Origin of the sequence: Pseudomonas sp. 11/12A (assembly GCF_000800055.1) — a bacterium.
Lineage (GTDB): Bacteria > Pseudomonadota > Gammaproteobacteria > Pseudomonadales > Pseudomonadaceae > Aquipseudomonas > Aquipseudomonas mohnii.
The window spans coordinates 2,626,388-2,646,115 of the sequence record NZ_JUGV01000001.1; the positions used below are offsets into that span (position 1 = coordinate 2,626,388).

General features: G+C 61.8%; 16 protein-coding genes. 10 read left to right on the forward strand and 6 right to left on the reverse strand.

The window, feature by feature from the left end:
- The first annotated feature begins 125 nt into the window (after positions 1–125).
- Genes GQ39_RS12060 through yghU form a run of 3 tightly spaced genes read left to right on the forward strand, consistent with a single transcriptional unit; the run spans position 126 to position 1,959 of the window.
- Positions 126–893, forward strand: a complete 768-nt coding sequence (locus GQ39_RS12060) for a metallophosphoesterase (RefSeq protein ID WP_047530077.1) — start codon at positions 126–128, stop codon at positions 891–893.
- Positions 894–936: 43 nt separating this feature from the next.
- Entirely contained in the window at positions 937–1,071 is a 135-nt protein-coding gene (locus tag GQ39_RS33765; protein WP_081997901.1) for a DUF1330 domain-containing protein, read from the forward strand.
- Between the two features lie 48 nt (positions 1,072–1,119).
- Positions 1,120–1,959 (forward strand): glutathione-dependent disulfide-bond oxidoreductase, encoded by an 840-nt coding sequence (gene yghU, locus GQ39_RS12065; RefSeq protein ID WP_047538796.1) that lies wholly within the window; start codon positions 1,120–1,122, stop codon positions 1,957–1,959.
- Between the two features lie 133 nt (positions 1,960–2,092).
- Here yghU and GQ39_RS12070 read toward each other — a convergent pair whose 3' ends face one another.
- The 5 genes from GQ39_RS12070 to GQ39_RS12090 form a co-directional block, all read right to left on the reverse strand.
- Positions 2,093–2,941: an ureidoglycolate lyase gene (locus tag GQ39_RS12070; RefSeq protein ID WP_047530079.1), complete on the reverse strand. Its 849-nt coding sequence runs from the start codon at positions 2,939–2,941 to the stop codon at positions 2,093–2,095.
- A gap of 37 nt (positions 2,942–2,978) precedes the next feature.
- The gene (locus GQ39_RS12075; RefSeq protein WP_047530081.1) at positions 2,979–3,719 is read right to left on the reverse strand and encodes an SDR family oxidoreductase; all 741 of its coding nucleotides are present in this window, start codon (positions 3,717–3,719) and stop codon (positions 2,979–2,981) included.
- Complete coding sequence (locus GQ39_RS12080; RefSeq protein ID WP_047530083.1) at positions 3,716–5,098, reverse strand: MFS transporter; 1,383 nt, start codon at positions 5,096–5,098, stop codon at positions 3,716–3,718. Before GQ39_RS12080 ends, GQ39_RS12075 begins: the two co-directional genes overlap by 4 nt.
- 89 nt (positions 5,099–5,187) lie before the next feature.
- Complete coding sequence (locus GQ39_RS12085) at positions 5,188–6,768, reverse strand: aldehyde dehydrogenase (NADP(+)) (protein ID WP_047530084.1); 1,581 nt, start codon at positions 6,766–6,768, stop codon at positions 5,188–5,190.
- Positions 6,769–6,920: 152 nt separating this feature from the next.
- Positions 6,921–7,871, reverse strand: coding sequence for a LysR family transcriptional regulator (locus GQ39_RS12090; RefSeq protein ID WP_047530086.1), 951 nt, complete (start codon positions 7,869–7,871; stop codon positions 6,921–6,923).
- 114 nt (positions 7,872–7,985) lie between these two features.
- Between GQ39_RS12090 and GQ39_RS12095 the strand changes: the two genes are divergently transcribed.
- The 6 genes from GQ39_RS12095 to GQ39_RS12120 all read left to right on the forward strand — a co-directional run bounded on the left by GQ39_RS12095 (position 7,986) and on the right by GQ39_RS12120 (position 17,666).
- Positions 7,986–9,167 (forward strand): fumarylacetoacetate hydrolase family protein, encoded by a 1,182-nt coding sequence (locus GQ39_RS12095; protein ID WP_047530088.1) that lies wholly within the window; start codon positions 7,986–7,988, stop codon positions 9,165–9,167.
- 47 nt (positions 9,168–9,214) lie between these two features.
- Positions 9,215–11,002, forward strand: coding sequence for an IlvD/Edd family dehydratase (locus GQ39_RS12100; protein WP_047530089.1), 1,788 nt, complete (start codon positions 9,215–9,217; stop codon positions 11,000–11,002).
- Positions 11,003–11,169: 167 nt separating this feature from the next.
- A complete protein-coding gene (locus tag GQ39_RS12105) occupies positions 11,170–12,531 on the forward strand; it encodes a purine-cytosine permease family protein (protein ID WP_047530091.1) in 1,362 nt (453 codons plus the stop codon).
- Between the two features lie 180 nt (positions 12,532–12,711).
- Entirely contained in the window at positions 12,712–14,457 is a 1,746-nt protein-coding gene (gene capB, locus GQ39_RS12110; protein ID WP_047530092.1) for a caprolactamase subunit beta, read from the forward strand.
- A gap of 39 nt (positions 14,458–14,496) precedes the next feature.
- On the forward strand, positions 14,497–16,587 hold the full coding sequence (gene capA / locus GQ39_RS12115; protein WP_047530094.1) for a caprolactamase subunit alpha: 2,091 nt from the start codon (positions 14,497–14,499) through the stop codon (positions 16,585–16,587).
- A gap of 95 nt (positions 16,588–16,682) precedes the next feature.
- The gene (locus GQ39_RS12120; protein WP_047530096.1) at positions 16,683–17,666 is read left to right on the forward strand and encodes a helix-turn-helix domain-containing protein; all 984 of its coding nucleotides are present in this window, start codon (positions 16,683–16,685) and stop codon (positions 17,664–17,666) included.
- A gap of 29 nt (positions 17,667–17,695) precedes the next feature.
- Here GQ39_RS12120 and GQ39_RS12125 read toward each other — a convergent pair whose 3' ends face one another.
- Complete coding sequence (locus GQ39_RS12125) at positions 17,696–18,694, reverse strand: bile acid:sodium symporter family protein (protein WP_047538799.1); 999 nt, start codon at positions 18,692–18,694, stop codon at positions 17,696–17,698.
- Positions 18,695–18,933: 239 nt separating this feature from the next.
- Between GQ39_RS12125 and GQ39_RS12130 the strand changes: the two genes are divergently transcribed.
- On the forward strand, positions 18,934–19,596 hold the full coding sequence (locus GQ39_RS12130) for a hypothetical protein (protein ID WP_047530098.1): 663 nt from the start codon (positions 18,934–18,936) through the stop codon (positions 19,594–19,596).
- Positions 19,597–19,728: the final 132 nt, after the last annotated feature.

Sequence of the window (19,728 nt, forward strand, 5' to 3'; positions counted from 1 at the left end):
GCGATGACGTCGGCACCGCCCACAAAACTGTCGACCGCCAGGCCGCCATTGCGAACAGTCTCGCTCCCACATTCGTAGTGAAGGGTTAAGATGAACCGCCCTTCAATACACGACGGAGTTGATCAATGCGCATTGCTTTGCTGTCCGATGTCCACTTGTCCGTCAACGCGATCCCTTTTCCCGTCGTGGATGCCGATATTGTCGTGCTCGCCGGAGACATCGCCCGGCCGGCCGCCGCCATCGAGTGGGCCAAAGCCTGTCCTGCTCCGATCGTGTACGTCGCCGGCAATCATGAGTTTTATGGCAGCGACCTGACCTCCACCTGCGAGCAGTTGAAACGGTTGTCCCAAGGCACAGGGATTCACGTATTGGAGCGCTCGGAGTATGTCCACGACGGCGTACGGTTTTTGGGCTGCACCTTGTGGTCTGACTATCGTTTGTTCGATGACGCACAGGACCGGGCCCAGGGCGTAGACCTAGCGACAGCGCTCATCCGCGACTTCAGCCACATCAAAATCGCCCCCGACTTTCCCGACCTGTTCACGCCGGCCATCTCCCAGTTGATGTTCCTGCAGACCGTCGCCTGGCTGGATGATTGCTTCAGCCGCGACAGCGCCCTTCCCACGGTGGTGGTTTCCCATTTCGCGCCGACACGCTCCAGCATCAGCCCGGCCTTCGCGAATTCACCGATCAATTCGAGTTTTGTTTCAGACCTCGAACAGCGGATCAAGGACTGGCAGCCGGCGCTTTGGTTGCATGGCCACACCCACGGGAGCTTTGATTATCGGGTGGGCAACACCCGCGTCATTTGCAATGCCCGGGGCTACGCAAAAAATGGCATCAATGAAAACCCGGACTTTGATGATGCCTGTGTGATTGAGCTGGATACCTGACGCGTCAATCAAGCCTCCCCCGGTGTGTCTGATCAGGACAATCATGCGCGCTGAGGGTCGTCCCTATTCGACATTCAGCTGCTTTCCCGCCATGGCCGCCGCACGCGCGTGGTACAACAGCCCTGTCTACCAGGACGCGCGCAGTATCGGCTTGACCGCCGCACCCGGGTGGTATTGAGTCCACGAACCACGTGATCACAGCAAACACACTATGGGGGTCCATCTCGTGAGCAATAAGCCCTACGTCCCACCCAAGGTCTGGAAAAACGACGCCCCGTCCGGCGGCCAGTTCGCCAGCATCAACCGCCCGATCGCGGGCCCGACCCATGACAAGGCGTTGCCGATCGGCAAGCATCCCCTGCAGCTTTATTCACTGGCCACGCCCAATGGCGTGAAGGTGACCATCCTGCTTGAGGAACTGCTGGCGCTGGGCGAAACCGACGCCGAGTACGACGCCTGGCTGATCCGCATCGGCGAGGGTGATCAGTTCTCCAGCGGCTTCGTCGAGATCAATCCGAACTCGAAGATTCCGGCACTGCTGGACCGCAGCGTCGAGCCGCCGATCCGTGTCTTCGAGTCCGGTTCGATCCTGCTTTACCTGGCGGAAAAATTCGGCGCCTTCCTGCCCACCGATCCCGCAGGGCGTACCGAAACCCTGAACTGGCTGTTCTGGCAGATGGGTGCGGCGCCCTACCTGGGTGGCGGGTTCGGGCATTTTTACGCCTATGCGCCGGAGAAGTTCGAGTACCCGATCAACCGTTTCGCCATGGAAGCCAAGCGTCAGTTGGACGTCCTCGACCGCCGTCTTGCCCAAAGCCCGTACCTGGCCGGTGACCGCTACACCATCGCCGATATTGCGGTCTGGCCCTGGTACGGCCAGTTGGTGCGGGACAACGTGTACTCGGCTGCCGAGTTTTTGTCTGCGCATGAGTACACCCATGTGCAACGCTGGGCCGAGGAGATCGCCAACCGGCCTGCGGTCATTCGGGGTCAGCGTGTCAACCGGACGTGGGGGGACGAGGCGAGCCAGGTGCCTGAACGGCATCAGGCTGAAGATCTGAATTAACGGCGCCCGCTAGCCACCGCCTCAACCAGCAGCGTCACCAGTCGGCGGCAAGATCGACTGGGACGCTTGCCAACGACATGACCATTACGCCACGGATGAGGCGGCCGTGCCGGAATCAGGGCCAGCGCTCCGATCAATCCGCCTGCACGGTGACCTGGTGCTGCTCCCCCAGGCCGGTAATTCCCAGACGAATGGTCTGGCCGGGGCGCAGGAAGACAGGGGCAGGCTTGATCCCCAGGCCCACGCCAGGCGGCGTGCCGGTGGAAATCACATCGCCAGGTTGCAGGCTCATGCAACGACTGAGGTAGGCGATCAGCTGTGGCACAGTGAAGATAAATGTCCGCGTATTGCCTTGCTGGTAGCGGTGGCCGTCGACCTCCAGCCACAGGTCCAGCACATGGGGATCAGCGACTTCATCGCGGGTCACCAGCCACGGGCCGAGCGGGCCGAAGGTGTCGAAGCCTTTGCCCTTGTCCCAGGTGCCGCCGCGCTCCAGTTGCCACTCTCGTTCCGACACGTCGTTGATGACGCAATAACCGGCGACGTGCTCCATGGCGTTCGCCTCGTCGATGTAGCGCCCGCCTTTGCCGATGACCACCCCGAGTTCGACTTCCCAATCGGTCTTGAGCGAGCCGCGAGGGATCTCGATGTTGTCATTGGGGCCGCCGATGGCACTGGTCCATTTGCTGAAGATGATCGGCTCTTTCGGCACTTCCATGTTCGACTCGGCCGCATGGTCGGCGTAGTTCAAACCGATGCAGATAAATTTACCGACCTGCCCGACACAGGCACCGATCCGTGGCTGCCCTTCAACGAGGGGCAAGCTCAGCGGGTCGATGGCCGCAAGCGCCGCCAGGCTGTCCGGGTACAGGACCTGTCCGGCGATATCCGGCACATGACCCGAGAGGTCGCGGAGCCGATTGTCGGCATCCAGCAGGCCGGGTTTCTCCGAACCTTTTTCGCCATAACGCAACAGTTTCATGGGGTTCTCCTGCTTGATCGAAAAATACAGACCGGTTTCAGATGCTCATGCCGCCATCGATGACATGCACACCACCGGTGGTGTAGCTGGACGCGTCGCTGCCCAGGTACAGGGCCAATCGGGCAATTTCCTCGGGGCTACCGATACGCCCCATCGGCTGGCGGTCGAGGAATTGCTGGTAGACCCGGGTTTCGTCGACGCCCTGTTGTGCCGCCTGGGCCGAGATACGCTGGCGCAACGACGGAGACTCCACGGTGCCGGGGCAGATCGCGTTGCAGCGAATGCCCTGGCCGATGAAGTCCGCCGCGACGGCCTTGGTCAGCCCCACCACCGCCGCCTTGCTGGCAGCATAGGCGAACCGGTTGGGCACGCCCTTGATGCTGGACACCACCGACGACATGTTGATGATCGAGCCGCCGCCACGCGCCAGCATGCCCGGCAGAAACGTGCGGATCATCCGGTACATGGCGGTGACATTGATGTCCATCGAACGCGCCCAGGCCGCTTCGTCGCACTCGAGGATGTTGCCGCTGTGCACGTAGCCAGCGCAGTTGAACAGCACATCCAGGCCACCGATGCGTTCACAGGCCTGGCTGATGGCGCTCGCCGACGTCACGTCCAGCCTGAGGGCGGTGATGCCTTCGACGCCCTCCAGCGCGCGGATATCGATATCACTGGCAAACACCTCGGCACCGGCCCGGGCAAAGGCGATGGCGCTGGCCATGCCGATGCCCTGCCCGGCCGCCGTGACCAGCACCCGCTTGTGTTGCATGTTCATGCTGTTTCAAGTTTGGCGGTGGCGATGGCGACTTTCGGGGACCGGCCGAGCATCGAGGCGGGGATGGCCAGGATCAGCCCACCGCTGACGAACAGGCAGACCGCCAATACGTAGGTGCCGTTATTGATATTGCCGGTGAGGTTTTCCGCCACGGCGGTGATCATCGACCCCGTGAAGCCGGACAGGTTGCCGAAGGCGTTGATCATGCCGATACCGGCCGCTGCGGCGACGCCGGACAAGACTGTCCCCGGCAGGGTCCAGAAAATCGGCATCAGGCTGAGAATCCCCGAGGCGGATACGCTAAGGAACAGCACGGACAGCACCAGGTTGTCGGCGAAATAGGCACTGAGCATCAGCCCCAGGCCACCGATGAACGCCGGAATCGCCGCATGCATGCGTCGCTCTCCGGTACGGTTGGAGTGCCGCGCGTTGAGCAGCATCGCGACCACGGCCACCGCGTAAGGAATGGCGGTCAGCAAACCGATGTGCAGGCTGTTGGTGATACCGGTGCTCTTGATGATCGAGGGCATCCAGAACGCCAGGCCGTAAAAGCCGGTATTGAAGGTCAGCAGGATCAGTACCAGCAACCACACCCGTGGATTGAAGAACACTTCGCTCAGGCGTGAAGCCTTGCCTTGGTTATCGGTTTGCAAATTGGCCTTGAGCAAGGCCTTCTCTGCTGCGGACAGCCATTTGGCGGAGTCGATGTTGTTCGCCAGGCAGACGATCACGACGAACGCCATGATGATCGAAGGAATGCCCTCGATGATCAGCATCCACTGCCAGCCGGACATGCCGTGCACGCCCTGCATGCTGTTCATCAACCAACCGGACAGTATTCCGCCCAGGGTCAGGCTGATCGGCATGGCCATCAGGAAGCCGGACATCACGCGGCTCTGGCGGTGCGTCGGAAACCAATAATTGAGGTACAGAATCACCCCGGGGAAGAAGCCCGCTTCGCAAATGCCCAACAGGAAGCGCAGCACGTAGAACATCGTGCTCGATTCGATGTGGAACACGCCCGCCAGCGGCACGGTGAATGCCACGGCCATGGAGATCACGGCCCAGGTCAACATGATCCGGGCGATCCAGAAGCGTGCGCCGAAGCGATGCAGCAACAGGTTGCTCGGTACTTCAAACAGGAAATAGCCCCAGAAGAACATACTGGCGCCCAAGGCGTAGACGGTGTTGCTGAATTGCAGCTCGTTGAGCATGTCGAGCTTGGCGAAGCCGATGTTGACCCGGTCCAGGTACGCGGCCATGTAGCACAGGAGCAGGACGGGAAGGATGCGCCAGATGACCTTGCGGTAGGTCCGGTCTTCAAAGTCTTGTTCGCTGGCGTGCGCCTGCGCGGGCAAATGCTCGGATATGGTTTGCATGGAGGTAACCCCTGGGCATGTGGACATGCCTGATTGTTTTTATCGAATGGGTTACGCCGAGTGAGCGGTTCACTCGGCGGTGATGCCGGCTACAGCGCCTGGGTGGTTTTCTCTCCGTTGACCAGGCGCGTCAGCCCCAGCGGATTGCGATTTTTGAGCGCCTCGGGGAGCAAGGCGTCGGGGAAGTTCTGGTAGCACACCGGGCGCAGGAAGCGGTCGATGGCCAGGGTGCCCACCGAGGTGCCACGGGCATCGGAAGTCGCCGGCCAGGGCCCGCCGTGAACCATGGCATCGCAGACTTCCACGCCGGTGGGATACCCGTTGACCAGCACGCGGCCGACCTTCTGTTCGAGCACGGCCACCAGGTCGGCAGATTGTTCCAACTCCGCCGGTTCACCGATCAGGGTGGCGGTCAGCTGCCCGCGCAACCCTTGCAGGGCCGCCAACAACTCAGTCCGGTCAGCCACCTCAACCACCACGGTGGCCGGGCCGAAGATTTCTTCCTGGAGCAATTCGTTGCCCGTCAGCAACAGGTTGACATCCGCCTGGAACAATTGCGCCCGGGCTTGATTGCCTGCCTGCGCCTGCCCGGCCAGGTGGGTGATCTGCGGATGCGCCAGCAAGGTTTCGCAACCGTGCACATAGCTGCGCAGACCGCCGGCGTTGAGCATGGTTTGCCCCGGTTGATCGGCCATCAGGGCACTGAGTGTCTGTACGAAGCGGGTGAGTGCCGCAGAGCGTATGCCGATGACCAGGCCGGGGTTGGTACAGAACTGCCCGGCGCCCATCACCACCGACGCGGCCAACTCGCTGGCGATACGCTCGCCACGCACTTGCAGGGCCTCGGGCAGGACCAGCACCGGGTTAATGCTGCTCATCTCGGCGAACACCGGGATCGGTTGCGCACGTGCAGCCGCCATGTCGCACAGCGCCCGACCGCCCTTGAGCGAGCCGGTGAAGCCGACCGCCTGAATCTGTGGATGCTTGACCAGCGCCTCACCGACGCCGGCGCCGAAAATCATGTTGAACACACCCGCCGGCATCCCGGTTTTCTCGGCGGCACGAATGATCGCTTCGGCGACCCGTTGCGCTGTCGCCATATGCCCGCTGTGGGCCTTGAACACGACCGGACAGCCAGCAGCCAGCGCGGCGGCGGTGTCACCGCCGGCGGTGGAGAAGGCCAAGGGAAAATTGCTGGCGCCGAACACCGCCACCGGGCCGATGCCCAGGCGGCATTGACGCAGATCGACTCGCGGCAACGGTTGGCGTGCCGGAAGCGGCAGATCGATGCGGGCGCCGTAGAAATCACCGCGCCGCAACGCCTGGGCAAACAGGCGCATCTGACCGCTGGTACGGGCTCGTTCGCCCTGGATACGGGCGGCTGGCAACGCGGTCTCCTGGCCGACCAGGGCGACGAAATCATCGCCCAGCGCATCCAGTTCAGCGGCGATCGCTTCGAGAAATTGTGCCCGGCGCTCGGCGGACAGATTGCGGTAAATCGGGCTGGCCTGGGCGGCAGCCGAGGCAGCGGCATCCACTTCCTCGACCGTAGCCTGAATAAAAGCCGTGGGCAGTGGTTGCCCGGTGGTCGCATCAATGCTGTGCAGCACCACCGACCCGGCGGCGCTACGGCCACCGGCGATGAAATTGTGTCCGGACAGTTCGGGCATGACAGTCTCCTGACCCTGATTGGAAGCTGGTCGATACTCTACTGTCGCGAACCGATTCTTTCCCAATGGCATTTTTGGATTAACCGATAACGAAACGTTATCGAAAATCGCGTTTTTCTGGCAACGGCCAGCCCCGCAGGAGCCGGCACGTTTCAATGGGCCGTATCGCTGGCCAGCCGCGCGTTTTCCTTGAGGATTTCGGCGAACTCCAGGGCCGAACCGAGCAGATGCTCGCCCTTGCGCGTGAGGATGCCGTAGTCCTGTGGCACTAGGTGCAATGGCGTATCCAGGGTTTTCAACTGTCCGCTGTCGAGCAGCGGATTGACCATGGCATTGGGCAACATACCGATCATCGCCCCGCGTTGCAGAACCTGGAGGAAGGTCTGCATGGAAATGGTATCGACGGTGTTTTTCGGCATCCCTACCCCGGCTTCGGCGAAGGCCAGCTCCATGCGTGCGCGAATCGGCGTGCCGACCGGATAGAGAATCCAGGGCAAATCCACCAATTGCTGCAACGAGGTCGGGCCAGCGTCGGCCAATGGATGACGGCTGTTGACCACAATGCAGAACGGTTCGGGCGCCAGTGGCTGGAAATCATAGCGCTGCTGCTGGCTTTGATCGGTGAAGCGGGCAACCGCCAGATCGAGCTTTTTCTCTTCGAGCATTTCCATCAGGTGATTACTGGTTTGCTCCACCACTTCAATCGACAGCAAGGGCCAGCGTTGCTTGATCTGCAAGATCGCCTCCGGCAGCGCCACCGCCGTGGCGGCAAAAATCCCGCCGACCTTGAGGTGGCCATGACCGCCCTCGCGCAGACTGCTGATCTGCTCGACGAACGAGCGGGCATCGTTCAGTGCGATCTGCGCGTAACGCAGCACATGCTCGCCCAGCGCCGTGGGCGGCATGCTCCGCGGCTGGCGTTCGAACAGGGCAAAGCCGAGCAGGCTTTCGATTTCCTTGAGCATCTTGCTGATGGCCGGCTGGCTGAGGTTCATCTGCTGCGCCGCCAGGTGCATGTTGCGCGTGCGCCCCAGCGTGTCGATCAGCAACAGGTGGCGGAATTTGAGCCAGCCGCAGACGCTGGAAAAGGACAGTTCTGACATGGGCATTCCCCGAAGAAGCAATAACCGGAAGTTATCGAATACTGAATATATCTCATTGGAGTTTATCGACTGGCCGCCCTAGCGTGAAGGCTTTACGAACCAGGAAGATTCCTCATGTCGCTACTGCTTACGCCTGAAAACACCCTGCCGGTCGACGGTGTGGCCGGTACTCTGATCGGCCGCGCCTGGGTTCCTGGCCGGATCGCCGGGCCTTCGCCGATTGTTCTGCGCACGGACGGTGTGTTCGATCTGTCGGACCGTTTCGCGACCTTGAGCGACTTGCTGGAATCGGACTCGCCGCTGTCGGCCGTACGCCAGACACCCGGCACCTTCATCGCCAGTGTCGAGGCCCTGCTGGCCAACACGGGCCCCGATGCGGACCTGTCCAGGCCTTACCTGCTGCCGCCCCTGGATTTACAGGTGATCAAGGCGGCCGGTGTCACCTTCGCCGCCAGCATGATCGAACGGGTGATCGAGGAGCAGGCCGGCGGTGACGCTGCAAAGGCCGAAGCCGTTCGCGCCACCGTGCATGGGGTCATCGGTGACAACCTGCGTTCGATCGTCCCCGGCTCCGAGCAGGCCATGCGTTTGAAAGCCTTGCTGATCGAACAGGGCATGTGGTCGCAATACCTTGAAGTCGGTATCGGTCCGGACGCGGAGATTTTCACCAAGGCACCGGTACTCGCCGCCGTCGGCAGTGGCAGCCGCATCGGCATTCACCCCGGTTCGCAGTGGAACAACCCGGAACCGGAAGTGGTGCTGGCGGTAAACAGCCGTGGCCAGATCCATGGCGCGACCCTGGGCAACGATGTGAACCTGCGGGATTTCGAAGGCCGTAGCGCCTTGTTGCTGAGCAAGGCCAAGGACAACAACGCTTCTTGCTCCATCGGGCCGTTCATTCGCCTGTTCGATGAACACTTCAGCCTCGACGACGTGCGTGCCTGCGTGGTCGACCTCGAGGTGCAGGGCGAGGACGGTTACCGGATGCAGGGCTCGAGTTCCATGAACCAGATCAGCCGCGACCCGCAGGACCTGGCGAACCAGACCCTCAACGCCAATCACCAATACCCTGACGGCTTCCTGCTGTTTCTCGGTACTCTGTTCGCCCCGACCGAGGATCGCGATCATGCCGGAAGCGGCTTCACCCACAAACTCGGCGACCGGGTCAGCATCAGCAGTCCGCTGCTCGGCAGTCTGCACAACCGCGTCACTCACAGCTGTGACGCCGAGCCCTGGACCTTTGGTGTGAACGCCCTGATGCGTAACCTGGCAGCCCGAGGACTGCTCGCGCGCTGAAGCCACGACAGATTGTCGATTCATCCAATGACAAGAGAGACCCGATCATGAGTGACATTCCAAAACGCCGCCTGCGCAGCGAGCAATGGTTCAACGACCCTGCCCACGCGGACATGACTGCCCTGTACGTCGAACGCTACATGAACTACGGCATGACCCGTGAAGAGTTGCAGTCGGGCCGCCCGATCATCGGGATCGCCCAGACCGGCAGCGACCTGACGCCGTGCAACCGCCATCACCTGGAACTGGCCCAGCGGGTCAAGGCCGGCATTCGTGACGCCGGGGGCATTCCCATGGAGTTTCCGGTGCACCCGATCGCCGAGCAATCCCGTCGACCAACCGCCGCGCTGGACCGTAACCTGGCCTATCTGGGGCTGGTGGAAATCCTACACGGCTACCCGCTGGACGGCGTGGTGCTCACCACCGGTTGCGACAAAACCACCCCCGCCTGCCTGATGGCCGCCGCAACCACCGACCTGCCCTCTATCGTCCTCTCCGGCGGGCCGATGCTCGACGGTCACCACAAGGGTGAACTGATCGGCTCCGGCACCGTGCTCTGGCACGCACGCAATCTGATGGCGGCCGGAGAAATCGATTACGAAGGCTTCATGGAAATGACCACCGCAGCATCGCCTTCGGTGGGCCACTGCAACACCATGGGCACCGCCCTGTCGATGAATGCGCTGGCCGAAGCCCTGGGCATGTCACTGCCCGGCTGCGCGAGCATTCCGGCGCCCTATCGGGAACGCGGACAAATGGCCTATGCCACCGGCAAGCGCATCTGCGAACTGGTGATGCAGGATGTGCGCCCGTCACAGATCATGACCCGCGAGGCCTTCGAGAACGCCATTGCCGTGGCCTCGGCACTGGGGGCCTCAAGCAACTGCCCTCCGCACCTGATCGCCATCGCCCGGCACATGGGCGTGGAATTGAGCCTGGATGACTGGCAGCGCATTGGCGAAGACGTGCCGTTGCTGGTCAACTGCATGCCGGCCGGCAAGTACCTGGGCGAAGGTTTCCACCGCGCGGGCGGTGTGCCGGCGGTCATGCATGAACTGCAAAAAGCCGGGCGCCTGCACGAAGACTGCGCCACGGTCAGCGGCAAGACCATCGGTGAAATCGTCAGCGGCACCCTGACCAGCAACGCCGACGTGATCTATCCCTTCGAGACCCCGCTCAAGCACCGCGCCGGTTTCATCGTGCTCAGCGGCAACTTCTTCGACAGCGCGATCATGAAGATGTCGGTGGTCGGCGAGGCGTTCCGCAAGACCTACCTGTCCGAACCCGGCGCGGAAAACAGCTTCGAAGCGCGGGCCATCGTGTTCGAAGGGCCGGAGGACTATCACGCGCGGATCGACGACCCGTCGCTGGATATCGACGAACGCTGCATCCTGGTGATTCGTGGCGCTGGCACCGTGGGCTATCCCGGCAGTGCCGAAGTGGTGAACATGGCCCCGCCGGCGGCACTGATCAAACAAGGCATCGACTCCCTGCCCTGCCTGGGCGACGGTCGCCAGAGCGGCACTTCCGCCAGCCCGTCGATCCTCAACATGTCGCCGGAAGCGGCGGTCGGTGGCGGCCTGGCGTTGCTGAAAACCAACGACCGCCTGCGCGTCGACCTCAACGCCAGATCGGTCAACCTGTTGGTCGATGAAGCCGAAATGGCGCGGCGCCGCGCCGAGTGGACGCCGAACATCCCCGCCTCGCAAACCCCCTGGCAGGAGCTATACCGCCAACTGGTCGGGCAACTGTCCACCGGCGGCTGCCTGGAACCGGCGACCCTGCACCTGCGAGTCATCGCCCGCAGTGGCGGCGAACCCCGGCATTCGCACTGACGGGACGCAGCACGGCTCTGCTGTCCCGGCGCCGGCCGGGTTGGCAGGCCGTAGTGACTGTCCATACGCTTCACTCCACGACAAAAGACAGGGCCGCCAATAGCAATCATTCGGCGCCAAAGGCCTCTTACCATCCTGGTTCTTCATCCCAAAACAAGAGAAGAACCATGGCCGCCATCCTTCAGAAACAGGGCGACAGCAGCGATTTTTCGGTCGCCGCCGTCGCCGACACACACCGCATGAGTCAACGCTCGCTGACGATGGCCTGGTGGGGCATTTGCAGCGCGATGTTCTGGCTTGTCGTTTCCGCCACCCTGGCAATGACCTTCGGCACTCAAAACGCGATCATCGGCCTGCTGTTGTCGGTCGTGACCTACGCCGCCATCAATGGCGTGATTGCGCGCTATGCGATCAAGACCGGACTGTCGGTCGCGCTGTTTTCGCGGGTCCTGTTCGGGCGCAAGGGCGCGATCCTCGCGACCTTGATCTTCTTCGCCACCGCGACCTATTACAGCGTGTTCGAAGGCTCGGTAATTGCCATTGCAATTCAACAGTACGTGCCGACCTTGTCGATCAATCAGGCCTACCTGTTGGTGGTGCTGTACAGCGTGCCGTTGATTTTCGGCAGCGTGCAAAACTGGATGGACAAGCTCAACGGCGTGTTGCTGCCCTTCTACCTGATCGGTCTGGTCGCGCTGGTAGTGGTGACCATCGAACAATACGGCTACAGCGCTGCCTGGCTGCAGATGGGACCGGCGAGCGGCCCGGTGGCGAATGGCTGGTGGGATTGTTTCAGCTACTTCATGGGCGTGTGGATCCTGATGATGTACACCTGGGACTACGCACGTTTCGGCCGCAAGGAAGACGCCACCTACCATGCCCGCTTCAACTTCGGCCTGCCCTTCTACACCTTCACCTTTTTGATCAATGGCCTGGTCGGGATTTTCCTGGCCGGAACCATTCCTACCCCCGGCGGCCTGAGCGAGGTGTCGGTGGTGATGGCGATCGTCGAGCTGATGGGGATCTGGGGCCTGATCTTCGTCTGGATCAGCCAGACGCGCATCAACTCGGCGAACTTCTACCTGGCGGCCACCAACATGCAGGCCTTTTTCGGCGGCATCGGACTGGCGAAAGTGCCTTACATCGCCTGGGCCATCGCCGTCGGCGTGCTGGTCTACACCCTGATGCGCCTGAACGTTTTCGATTACATCCTGCAAGCGCTGTCGTACCAGAGCATCTTCGTGGTGGCCTGGGTGGCGATTGCCCTGGCGCACATTTTCTCGCCCCGCTACCCCCTGCTGTTCCAGGACCGGATCGAATACCAGGTGGATAGAGTCAGCGCCTTCAACCCCTGTGGCCTCGGGGCGTGGTTCCTTGCCGCCGCCCTGGGCATTGCGCTGCTCAACTGTGGCCATGCGGCCCTGGCCACCTGGTCTGCACCCGTGACCTTCCTCAGCGCCTTCAGCGCCTATTGGCTGCTGCTGAACAACGCCAGGCGCAGTTGGTTCGTGCGCGCCAGTTGCGGCTGATCCCTTCGTTCACTAATGACCATCTTCAGGCGAACGCAAACCCACCAACAGTGCACGGGCAATCAACTTCCAGTGCGCTTTGCGCCAAGCCAGCCAAGGCTTCGAGCAGGTAGTTTGGTGTCGTGGGTTAGACGTTCGTCCTGACCTTCACCTGGATAACAACAAGATTTCTGGTGACCCATGAGTACAGTAGATCCGATCACCCTGGCCGTCGTGCGAGGCGCGCTGGAAACCGCGCAACGCGAAATGACCATCACCCTTGAGAAAACCGGTCGTTCGAGCGTTTTCAACCTGGCTCACGACTATTCGAATGCACTGTTTGACCACCTTCCGGAAATGATCCTGCAAGGTCAGGACATCCCGATTCACCTCGGCTCGCTGATTCCGGCAATGAAATGCGTCGCCGGTTTCTTCGGTGACGAGGTCGAAGAAGGCGATGTGATTTATCACAACGATCCGGCCTACATGGGCAGCCACATCCTCGACTGCTGCATGTACAAACCGGTGTTCTACCAGGGCGAACTGGTGTTCTGGGCCGTTTGCAAAGGCCACCTGACCGACATCGGCGGCCCGGTGCCCGCCGGCTACAACCCCGAAGCCAAGGAAATCTACGCCGAAGGTTTGCGCATCCCGCCGGTGAAACTATGGTCGCGGGGCAAGCGCCGTGAGGACGTGATCAACCTGCTGCTGACCAACATGCGTGCCCGTGCCTATCAGGAAGGCGATCTCAACGCTCAATACGGCGCCTGCAACGTCGGCGAACGGCATTTGCTCGAATTGCTCGATCGCTATGGCGTGGAACAGGTGCGCGCGTGCATCGCCGAGTTGAAGGACATGGCGGACCGGCACATGCGTGCCTTGCTGCGTGACGTCCCGGACGGCTTTTACACCGGCACCGCGGTGCTGGAAGACTCGGGCCATGGGCTGGGCGAACTGTCGATCACCGCGCAGGTAGAGATTCGGGGTGATGAAGCGCACATCCTCATCGAAAGTCCGCCCCAGGTGCCCTATTTCATCAACTCGTATGCCGGTAACTCGGTGTCCGGGGTTTACCTGGGGCTGATGATGTTCGCTCAGGTGCCGCCGCCGTATAACGAAGGGCTGTACCGCTGCGTGTCCGTCGATCTCGGCCCGCCGGGCACCCTGTGCAACGCGCAGGAACCGGCGCCCCACGTCAACAGCACCACCACGCCGATGGAAACCCTGGCCGATGCGGTGCGCCAGGCCCTGGAACAAGCCGCTCCCGACCGTGTGACCGCCTCTTGGGGCCACGCCAGCGGGATCAACATTGCCGGCCACGACCCGCGCAATGGCAACGACGAGTACGTAACCATGGTGCTCGCGTCGATCATCTCCGGTGCCGGTGCGAACAAGGCCATGGACGGTTGGCCGGCGTGCGGTCCGCTGTGCTGTTTTGGCGCGCTGATGTCCGGTGACATCGAATTGCTGGAGTACTCCTACCCGATCCTCATCCATCGCTACAGCCTGATGACCGACAGCGGTGGTGCCGGCGAATTTCGCGGTGGCTCGGGTACGCGCATCGAAATCGAACCGCTGAACCACGCCATGACGGTGGTGGGTTTTGGCGAGGGTCGGCAACTGCCGACATCGGGGGCCGCGGGCGCAAATAACGTCCTGCTCGAACCGAAGTTGGGGCGGCTGATCCACCGCAAGGCCGATGGTGAAGAACAGTCCTTCATCTACAACGCGCAACTCACCGCGCAACCGGGCGAACGGGTGATCAACGTCAACCCTGGCGGCGGTGGCTACGGCAATCCGCTGCGTCGCCCGGTGGCCAGCGTCGTCAACGATGTGCGCAACGGCCTTGTATCCCGCGAAGGCGCGCGCCTGGAGTACGGCGTGGTGATCGACAGCAATGGCCAGGTCGATGACGCCGCGACCCACGCCTGCCGTGCGGCGAACTAATCGAGCCCGGCCCCTTTGAGCAATCTGGAATCCCTCATCATGAGCAAGCAACAATATCGTCTGGGCATCGACGCCGGCGGCACCTTCACCGATTTCATCCTCGCCGACCGCACCGGCAACGTGCAGCTGTTCAAGGCACCCTCGACGCCCCAGGATGGCACGATCGCGATCCGCAACGGGCTGGCGCAAATCGCCGATGCCATTGGCCGCACGCCGGCCCAGATCATTGGCGACTGTGACCTGTGCATCAACGGCACCACCGTGGCCCTCAACGCCTTGATCGAAAAGACCGGGGTCAAGGTTGGCCTGCTGTGCACCGACGGCCATGAGGACAGCCTGGAAATCCGCCTGGGCCACAAGGAAGACGGGCATCGCTATGACGCCAGCTACCCGCCGGCCTACATGCTGGTGCCCCGGCACCTGCGCCGCCCCATCGGTGGCCGAATGCTCAGTGACGGCAGCGAATACGCCGCGCTCGATGAAGACGCGATTCGCCAGGCCATCGAGTATTTCCGCGAACAAGACGTCAAGGCCGTGGCCATCTCCTTCGTCTGGTCGGTGCGCAACCCCAGCCACGAACTGCGCGCCGCCGCCATGGTGCGCGCGGCATTGCCGGGGGTGTTCGTCTGCACCGGCAGCGAAGTGTTCCCGCAGATCCGCGAATACACCCGCACCTCGACCGCCGTGGTCAATGCGTACCTGAGCCCGGTCATGGGCCGCTACATCGAACGGATCGACGCGCTGTTCGAGGAGCTTGGCGCGCAGCAACCGACGCGCTACTTCCAGTCCAACGGCGGCCTGGCGCCGGGCGTGGTGATGCGCGAGCGGGCGGTGAATGCCATCAACTCCGGCCCGGCCTCCGCGCCGCAAGCGGGGTTGTGTGTCGCGCAGCCGTTCGGCATCGATAACGTGATCACCGTGGACATGGGCGGCACCTCGTTCGACATCACCCTGAGCAAATCCGGGCGCACCAACTTCAGCAAGGACACCGACTTCCTGCGCTATCGCATCGGCGTGCCGATGATCCAGGTGGAAACCCTCGGTGCCGGTGGTGGCTCGATTGCCTACCTCGATGACTTCGGCATGCTTCAGGTCGGCCCGCGCAGCGCGGGTGCCAACCCCGGCCCGGTGTGCTACGGCAAGGGCGGCACCGAGCCCACCGTGACCGACGCCAACCTGGCCCTGGGCTACCTGGCCGACGGCGCGCTGCTGGGCGGCAGCATTCGCCTCAATCGTAAAGCGGCCATCGACGCGATCCGGAGCAAAATCGCCGAGCCTTTGGGCATCAGTGTCGAACGTGCGGCCATCGGCATCATCACCCTGGTCAACCTGAACATGGTCAGCGGCATTCGCCGGGTCTCGGTGGAGCGTGGTTATGACCCACGGGACTTCGCCCTGATCGGTGCGGGCGGTGCGGCGGGCATGCACGTCATGCGTCTGGCCGAGGAAATCGGCAGCCAGGTGGTACTGATTCCGAAGGTGGCTTCCGGGCTGTGCGCCTACGGGCAGATTCTCTCGGACATCCGATACGACCAGTTGACCACCCTGCCCATGCGCCTGGACGACGATCTGGTCGACCTGCCCTTGCTCAACCAGACCCTGCGCGACTTGCGCGAGCGCGGCATGAACAACCTGCGCGACGATGGCTTCGGTGCCGACGACAAGGTGGAATGCCTGTACAACCTGGAAATCCGCTACCTCGGCCAGATTCACGAATGCAGCGTCGAGCTGACCTGCGATCAACTGGATCAGTCGAGTCTGGTGGTCCTGCGTGAGGCGTTCCACACGCGGCACAAGGCACTGTTTTCCTACAGCGAGCCTGAGAGCCCCGCCGAGCTGGTCAACCTTGAGTGTTCGGTGATTGCGCGCCTGCAACGCCCACCGATGCCGGAGCTGCCGGCGCCCGACGAAGACGCCGCGCCCCAGGCGAGCGGCTACCGCTCGATGCTGTTCAGCGCCCAATCGCCCTGGCAGGAAACCCCGGTGTACAACGGTGACCGGCTGCAATCCGGGCAAAGGGTGCGAGGCCCTTGTGTGATCGAAGAGTCGACCACCAACATCGTCGTTCCTCCGGGCTGGCAGGCGACGCTTGCGCCCTCGGCCACCTACCGGCTGACGCCTGATGATTGACCGCCCGTAAGCATTGGCAAATGATGGCAAACCAGCGGTGCCGAGGGTTCTCTACCTCGGCACCGTCCTCATAATAAAAAGATACGAGGGCCGCCATGGCGTACAAACTTTCCACCCGCTCCTGGCCCGACAGTCAACGCCAGCCGCTCTGGGCCCAGGCCATCGGCAGCGCCTATTTCCCATTGTCCCTGGAGTTTGCCCCCAGCAGCACCTTCAGCGGCAGCCTGCAGATCTGGGAAACCGGCAGCACCCCGCTGACCCTGTCACGCTTGCGCTCCAGTCAGCTCGGCTATTCGCGCAGCAAGGCCCAGGTCAGTGAAGATCATGAAGCCTGCTACCTGGTCACCGTACCGCGTCGCAGCGAAGTGCATTTCGAGCAGGACGGCCGCGCCCTGCATTGCCAGCCTGGCGGATTCATCTTCGAACGTGGCGATGCCCCCTACCGCTTTCACTATGCCAGCGACAACGACCTCTGGGTGTTCAAGCTCCCCGAACGTGCGTTGCATGGGCAACTGCGCGGGGCCGAGCGCTACACCCGCTTCTGCTTCGATGCCAAGCGCGCACTCGGGCGGATTTTCGTCGATCAACTGGCGATGTGTGCCGCCCGCTTCGACGAATGTGACGAACCCGCCCGCCACATGCTGTTGGAGCAGGCACTTTCAACCTTGTTAATGGCCTTGCGCGACGATGAGCGAGTGCTTAGCAGTGAAAGTTCGAACCTGGCGGCCATGCATTTGCAACGCATCGAACATTACGTCGACAAACAACTGGGCAACCCGGACCTGGCGCCCCAAGTGATCGCGCAGGCTTGCGGCCTGTCCGTGCGCTATTTGCACAAACTCTTCAGCAGCACGCCTTACAGCCTCGGCGAATGGATTCGTCTGCGCCGCCTCGAAGCGGTCCACCGAGGCCTGCACGACCCCAATTGCCACCTGTCGATCGGCGAACTGGCCATGCGTTGGGGGTTCAGTGATCAGGCGCAATTCACCCGAAGCTTTCGCCAGCATTTCGGCTGCACCGCCAGGGAAGTGCGCAGCGGTGCCGCGCGGACACCGGGTGCATCGAAGCTGTGTGTCTGAGCCGGGGTTCAGATCCCGGCCCTTGAGCATCAAGGATCGACCTGCCCCATCAGTTCGGCCACCGACTCCTGGCGATTGGCGTAGCGCTGCGCCAGGACCGCACAGACCATCAGTTGAATCTGGTGGAACAACATCAGGGGCAGGATCAACACGCCAATGGTGCTGCCAGCGAACAACACCTGGGCCATTGGCACCCCGGTCGCCAGGCTTTTCTTCGAGCCGCAGAACAGAATGGTGATGCGGTCCTCCTGACTAAAGCCAAAGGCCTTGCCCAGCACGGTCGACGCCACCAACACCAGCCCCAGCACCACGCAGCAAGCCACCACCAGCCCGGCCAGGTCCCGTAGCGGAATCTGGTGCCAGATGCCCTCGTTTACCGCCTCACTGAACGCCCCGTAGACCACCAGAAGAATTGAGCCCTGATCGACGAACTTCAGCCAACTCTTGTTGCGCCCGACCCAGGCGCCGATCCAGCGTCGTGCGATCTGCCCGGCCACGAACGGCAGCAACAGTTGCACGCTGATTTTCACAATTGCATCGAGGGTCGAACCACCGTCGCCGTGCACGTTCAACAGCAACGTCACCAGCAATGGCGTGAGGAAAATCCCGAACAGGCTGGACGCCGCCGCGCTGCAGATCGCCGCCGGAATGTTGCCGCGTGCCAGGGAAGTGAAGGCAATCGCCGACTGCACCGTGGCAGGCAGCGCGCAGAGGTAGAGCATGCCCATGTACAGGTCATCACCGATCAACGGCGACAACACAGGCTTGAGCGCCAGGCCAAGCAGCGGAAACAGCACGAAGGTCAGGCTGAACACCAGCAAATGCAAACGCCAGTGGCCGGCACCGGCGATGATCGATTCGCGGGACAATTTGGCGCCATGCAGAAAAAACAGCAGGGCAATGGCGATGTTGGTCAGCCAGCCAAAGCCTACCGCCACCTGGCCACTGGCAGGCAGCAAGCTGGCGAGCAGGACCACGCCGATCAGGGTCAGGGTGAAGTTGTCGGGTAAAAAGCGCGGGCGCGTCATCAGGATCATCCGGTTTTGCCAGGAAGGTATCGACAACTCTAACCCGCTGACGGATTACCGACTAACGCTAACAAGCCAGCAGATGTCGGCTAAAGGACATGCCGGCCATGTCAGTTGAAGCTCATGCCACTCCGGGGCCTGAACTCACAGGAATCATTTCGCCACTATTCAACTGACAACCTCTTCATTCTTCTATAGATTCCTGTCGCAATGCACCTTCTGAATGACTAAGGAACGTCATGATTGACTCCGTTGTTTCAATATCCGAACAAGCGTTTTTCAGCATCGTCACGTCAGCACTGGAAGCCTACAAACTGGAACATGTCTTAACCAACGGCGACTCGGCGGCGGAAGTCGAAACGTTCGGGCATTTGTGGGGGTACTGTCAGCGAACCATCGGCACCCAGATGATGTACCGAGTGGTATTGGCAGACACTTCCACCGCCGTTGAAAGAGATCAGAACTCCGTCATTTATACCGATGAGGCTCAGGACCTGAAACAAGGCTTCATTGATACGTTTTTCCCGGAAGTTTGCTATCTGGGGGACTATCACAGTCATCCGTACAGTCACGAGAATGACGAGATCAAAACCGAACTCGAACTTGAACGAGGTCACTACTACCGATTCTCCGACGCGGATTTCCGGTCCGTCAAAGCCCTGCAGGACAATGCACTGGACTATCGGGTCGGCCTGGTTGCCACCGTGTTCGAGCGTGAGCGGAAGGTCAAGCGAACGCTGAAAAAACTCGATGGTGAAAGTTGCATCCGGTTTCAATACCTGAACATGACGATCTGGTTGAAGGCTTACGTCTGGACCTCGGACGAAAACATGAACTATCGGCGCAAGGCGGACAAGATGGTACGCCTGGTCTGTCCGAGCTTGAATTTATTGGCCGAATGACCGCCGGATTGCAGTTCAGTTTGAGAATAAACTCGAGCATCCGGTCAGACTCTAACCCCGGTTGAACGGGATCAAACCCGGTGGGGTGCGTCTGAACGGAGCGTGTGAATTGCAGGTAAGGCAGCAGACAAC

Coding starts and splice junctions, on each gene's coding strand:
- GQ39_RS12060 (WP_047530077.1), top strand. CDS start 126: ATGCGCATTGCTTTGCTGTCCGATGTCCACTTGTCCGTCAACGCGATC.
- GQ39_RS33765 (WP_081997901.1), top strand. CDS start 937: ATGCGCGCTGAGGGTCGTCCCTATTCGACATTCAGCTGCTTTCCCGCC.
- GQ39_RS12070 (WP_047530079.1), bottom strand. CDS start 2,941: ATGAAACTGTTGCGTTATGGCGAAAAAGGTTCGGAGAAACCCGGCCTG.
- GQ39_RS12075 (WP_047530081.1), bottom strand. CDS start 3,719: ATGAACATGCAACACAAGCGGGTGCTGGTCACGGCGGCCGGGCAGGGC.
- GQ39_RS12080 (WP_047530083.1), bottom strand. CDS start 5,098: ATGCAAACCATATCCGAGCATTTGCCCGCGCAGGCGCACGCCAGCGAA.
- GQ39_RS12085 (WP_047530084.1), bottom strand. CDS start 6,768: ATGCCCGAACTGTCCGGACACAATTTCATCGCCGGTGGCCGTAGCGCC.
- GQ39_RS12090 (WP_047530086.1), bottom strand. CDS start 7,871: ATGTCAGAACTGTCCTTTTCCAGCGTCTGCGGCTGGCTCAAATTCCGC.
- GQ39_RS12095 (WP_047530088.1), top strand. CDS start 7,986: ATGTCGCTACTGCTTACGCCTGAAAACACCCTGCCGGTCGACGGTGTG.
- GQ39_RS12100 (WP_047530089.1), top strand. CDS start 9,215: ATGAGTGACATTCCAAAACGCCGCCTGCGCAGCGAGCAATGGTTCAAC.
- GQ39_RS12105 (WP_047530091.1), top strand. CDS start 11,170: ATGGCCGCCATCCTTCAGAAACAGGGCGACAGCAGCGATTTTTCGGTC.
- capB (WP_047530092.1), top strand. CDS start 12,712: ATGAGTACAGTAGATCCGATCACCCTGGCCGTCGTGCGAGGCGCGCTG.
- capA (WP_047530094.1), top strand. CDS start 14,497: ATGAGCAAGCAACAATATCGTCTGGGCATCGACGCCGGCGGCACCTTC.
- GQ39_RS12120 (WP_047530096.1), top strand. CDS start 16,683: ATGGCGTACAAACTTTCCACCCGCTCCTGGCCCGACAGTCAACGCCAG.
- GQ39_RS12125 (WP_047538799.1), bottom strand. CDS start 18,694: ATGACGCGCCCGCGCTTTTTACCCGACAACTTCACCCTGACCCTGATC.
- GQ39_RS12130 (WP_047530098.1), top strand. CDS start 18,934: ATGATTGACTCCGTTGTTTCAATATCCGAACAAGCGTTTTTCAGCATC.